Below are 4,435 nucleotides of genomic sequence, written 5' to 3'. Positions count from 1 at the left end.
CTTCCAGCGCGGCTTCTACTCGCATCTGGTGGGCGGCGTGGGCCGCGACGCGAAGTTCATCGCGCGCCGGATCGCCGCAGAAGCCATAAGGTCGCCGCAGAAGCGATAGCAACGACGACGGCGGCCTGACACACCAATGGGCGTCACCTTTGGGGGGTGGGAACCCTGAAATGGTGACGGCGCAAGCGGAGCGGAACTCAGAGGTTCGACTGCTCCTCATGCTTCGGGTACACGCTGCGGAGGAGGTGCGCCGTCTCGGACGGGGTCTTGCCGACCTTGACGCCTGCGGCCTCGAGGGCCTCCTTCTTCGCCTGCGCGGTGCCCGAGGAGCCAGAGACGATGGCGCCGGCGTGGCCCATGGTCTTGCCCTCGGGCGCGGTGAAGCCGGCCACGTAGCCGACGACCGGCTTGGTGACGTTGTTCTTGATGAACTCGGCCGCGCGCTCCTCGGCGTCGCCGCCGATCTCGCCGATCATCACGATGGCCTTGGTCTCGGGGTCGGCCTCGAACGCGGCGAGGGCGTCGATGTGCGTCGTGCCGATCACCGGATCGCCGCCGATGCCGATGGCGGTGGAGAAGCCGAGGTCGCGGAGCTCGTACATCATCTGGTAGGTCAGCGTGCCGGACTTCGAGACGAGCCCGACGCCGCCCTTGCCGGTGATGTTCGCCGGGGTGATGCCCACGAGGGCCTCGCCCGGGGTGATGATCCCGGGGCAGTTCGGGCCGATGATGCGGGTGATCTGCTTGCCCTCGGCGTCCTTCTTGGACTGGGCGAGGGCCCAGAACTCGGCGGAGTCCTGCACCGGCACGCCCTCGGTGATGACCACGACGAGGCCGATCTCGGCCTCAATCGCCTCGACCACGGCGTCTTTGGTGAAGGCCGGCGGGACGAACACGATCGAGGTGTCCGCGCCGGTCTCGGCCATGGCCTCCTTGACCGAGCCGAACACGGGCAGCTCGATCGGGGAGCCGTGCTGGTCCTCGTGCTTGACCGTGGTGCCGGCCTTGCGGGCGTTCACGCCTCCGACGACGTTCGTCCCCGCCGCGAGCATGCGGGCGGTGTGCTTGGAGCCTTCCGAGCCGGTGATGCCCTGGACGATGACCTTGTTGTTCTTGTTCAGGAAGATCGACATTGTGCGTCCCTTACTTCGCGCTCGAGTTGGCGAGCTCGGCGGCCTTGTCGGCGCCCTGGTCCATGTTCTCGGCGAGGGTGACCAGCGGGTGGTTGGCCTCGTGCAGGATGCGCCGGCCCTCCTCGACGCTGTTGCCGTCGAGGCGCACGACGAGCGGCTTGTTCGCGGAGTCGCCGAGCTTCTCGAGCGCGCCGACGATGCCGTTGGCCACGGCGTCGCACGCGGTGATGCCGCCGAAGACGTTCACGAACACGCTCTTGACCTGCTCGTCGCCGAGGATGATCGAGAGGCCGTTCGCCATGACCTCGGCCGAGGCGCCGCCGCCGATGTCCAAGAAGTTGGCCGGCTTGACGTTGCCGTGCTTCTCGCCCGCGTACGCGACGACGTCGAGCGTGGACATGACCAGGCCCGCGCCGTTGCCGATGATGCCGACCTCGCCGTCGAGCTTGACGTAGTTCAGGTCCAGGGCCTTGGCCTTGGCCTCGAGCGGGTCCTCGGACTCCTTGTCCGCGAGCTCGTCGTGCTCCTTGTGGCGGAACTCGGCGTTCTCGTCGAGGGAGACCTTGCCATCCAGCGCGATGAGGTCGCCCGAGCCGGTCTTGACGAGCGGGTTGACCTCGACGAGCGTGGCGTCCTCACCCTTGAAGACGTCCCACAGCTTGACAATGACGTCCGCGACCTTCTCGCGCAGCTCCGGGGCGAAGCCCGCGGCCTCCGCGATCTCGGCGGCCTTGGCCGCGTCGATGCCCGTGCCCGGATCGACCGGGACCTTCGCGAGCGCCTCGGGGCGCTCCACCGCGAGCTGCTCGATCTCCATGCCGCCCTCGACCGAGCACATGGCGAGGTAGTTGCGGTTCGCGCGGTCCAACAGCACGGAGAAGTAGTACTCCTCGGCGATGTCCGCGCCCTGCGCGATCATGACCTTCTTGACCGTGTGGCCCTTGATGTCCATCCCGAGGATGTTCTTCGCGTGCTCGTACGCCTCGTCGGCGGACTTCGCAACCTTGACACCGCCGGCCTTGCCGCGGCCTCCGACCTTCACCTGGGCCTTGACGACGGTCACGCCGCCAATCTTCTCGGCGGCAGCCTTGGCTTCCTCAGGGGTGTGCGCAACGATTCCGGCCAGCACGGGCACGCCGTGTGCCTCGAACAGATCGCGCGCCTGATATTCAAACAGGTCCACGGTTCAGGGTCCTCTACGTCGAAGTAGTTCTGACTCGGAACACCCTTGGTTCGCCGGTGGGAGCTCCCCCGTCGGCGGGCCCAGTGCTCCAAGGGGAAACTCTAGCCCCTCCCAGCAGGACCGGTCCCGCCGCGGCACTTTTCGTGACCAAGGGCACAGCTCTACATCGTGTAGAATCCGCGGCTGTCCATCCGCGTCCGCCGGCCTCCCCAGCTTCTCCGCCAACTTCCCCAGCTTCTCCGCCGGTTTCCCCAGCTCTCGAGCGGACGACGACGTCACTCGCCCAAGATCTCGGGCTTTCCTCGGCTGCGGGGCCGGGAAAGATGGGGAGTCAGGCGGAGAACTTGGGGAGGCCGGCCGCGCGGGAACGCCCGGCCCTCAGCTCACCTTCGTCAGAGGCGCGTACCGCAGGAGGAGCCGCTTCTCCCCCACGGGGAACGTCACCTTGGCCACGGTCTTGTCCCCCGAGCCCTCGACCCCGATGACGGTGCCGTTGCCGAACGCGGTGTGGTTGACCTTGTCCCCCACGGAGACGGAGATGATCTCCTTCTGCGGCTGCACCCGATTGGCGCGGACTGAGGCAGGAGGCGAGGAGATCGCGTCGAACTGAGCGTTCCGACTCACCCCCGATCCCCACGAGGAGCCCGAATACCGCGACGAGAAGCGGTCCCCTGCGGAACCCACCGCAGGCGGACGCGCAGAGCCCTCCCGCTTCCAGTCGATGAGCTCGGCAGGGACTTCACCGATGAACTGGCTCGCCGGATAGTACTCGCTCTGGCCCCACAGGCTCCGCACCTCGGAGCGCGTCAGGTAGAGCCGCTCGCGGGCGCGCGTGTGGCCCACGTAGGCCAGCCGCCGCTCCTCCGCGAGCTCCTCGGGATCAGTCGCGGACCGTCGGTGCGGGAACACGCCGTGCTCCAGACCGGTCAGGAACACAACTGGGAACTCGAGCCCCTTGGCGGTGTGGAGCGTCATGAGCGTCACCACGCCCTGCCGCTTGGCCTCCGCGACGGCGGCCTCGACTTCTTCGGGTGAGGCCCCCGGGGCGTCCGGGATCTGGTCCGCATCCGCCACGAGCGAGACCTGCTCGAGAAAGTCGGAGAGCGTCCCCTCCGGGTTGTCTCGCTCGTACTCGCGGACGACGGCGACCAGCTCGGCAAGGTTCTCGACGCGCGACTCGTCCTGGGGATCGGTCGAGCTCCTGAGGCCGGCCAGGTAGCCGGTCTGCTCGAGGACTGCTTCGAGCGCCGCCGCGGCGCCCGAGCCGGCTGCGACGACGGCGAGGTCGTCGAGGAGCTTGACGAAGCCGTTGACGGCGTTCACGGAACGGGTCGCCATCGCCGGGGCCTCGTCGGCCCGGCGCATGGCCGTGATGAACGACGTCCGGTCGCGCTCGGCGAGCGCTGCAATTGCCCCCTCGGCGCGATCGCCGATGCCCCGCTTGGGTTCGTTGAGGATCCGGCGGAGGTTGACGTCGTCGTCCGGGTTCACGAGTACGCGCAGATAGGCGAGCGCGTCCTTGATCTCCTTGCGCTCGTAGAAGCGGGTGCCGCCCACGACCTTGTACGGCAGGCCCACACGCAGGAGGATTTCCTCGAGGCTGCGCGACTGGGCGTTCGTGCGGTAGAAGACGGCGACGTCGCCGGGCCGGTAGTCTCCCGTGTCCACGAGCCGGTCGATCTCGCCGGCGATGAACCGCGCTTCTTCGTGCTCGTTCTCCGCGGCGTAGCCGATGATCTTCTCGCCGTTGCCCTCGGCCGTCCAGAGCGTCTTCTCGGGCCGGTTCGGGTTGCGTGAGATCACGGCGTTCGCGGCCGAGAGGATCGTCTGCGTAGAGCGGTAGTTCTGCTCGAGCTTGATGGTGCGGGCGTTCGGATAGTCCTTCTCGAACTCGACGATGTTGCGGATGTCGGCCCCGCGGAACGCGTAGATGGACTGATCCGAGTCGCCGACGACCGTCAGTTCAGCGGGCTCGCTGCTCTGCTCGTCTCCTTTGGCGCCGACGAGCTCCCGCACGAGCGCGTACTGGGCGTGGTTCGTATCCTGGTATTCGTCGACGAGCACGTGCCGGAATCGCCGCCGGTAGCCTTCCGCGACCGCCGGGAACGCCCGGAACAGG

The 4,435-nt window shown here is 67.8% G+C and carries 3 protein-coding genes; all 3 read right to left on the bottom strand.

Annotation, left to right across the window (positions count from 1 at the left end):
• Window positions 1-197: 197 nt before the first annotated feature.
• Window positions 198-1,133 carry a succinate--CoA ligase subunit alpha gene (gene sucD / locus ACTHL9_RS05230; RefSeq protein ID WP_440517789.1) on the bottom strand — a complete coding sequence of 312 codons (936 nt, stop codon included), beginning with the start codon at window positions 1,131-1,133 and terminating at the stop codon, window positions 198-200.
• Window positions 1,134-1,143: 10 nt separating this feature from the next.
• Window positions 1,144-2,316: an ADP-forming succinate--CoA ligase subunit beta gene (gene sucC / locus ACTHL9_RS05225; protein WP_440517788.1), complete on the bottom strand. Its 1,173-nt coding sequence runs from the start codon at window positions 2,314-2,316 to the stop codon at window positions 1,144-1,146.
• Between the two features lie 378 nt (window positions 2,317-2,694).
• Window positions 2,695-4,435 (bottom strand): 3'-5' exonuclease (locus ACTHL9_RS05220; RefSeq protein WP_440517787.1); only part of this gene is annotated, 1,741 nt, incomplete at its 5' end.

The sequence above is a fragment of the Sinomonas sp. genome (genome assembly GCF_051955515.1).
In the GTDB taxonomy this organism is placed as follows: Bacteria; Actinomycetota; Actinomycetes; order Actinomycetales; family Micrococcaceae; genus Sinomonas.
Note: the sequence above shows the minus strand (reverse complement) of the source record. Positions and strands in the feature narration are given on the sequence as shown.

Excerpts from the sequence above, each read along its gene's own strand:
- sucD (WP_440517789.1), bottom strand. The coding sequence starts at position 1,133 with ATGTCGATCTTCCTGAACAAGAACAACAAGGTCATCGTCCAGGGCATC.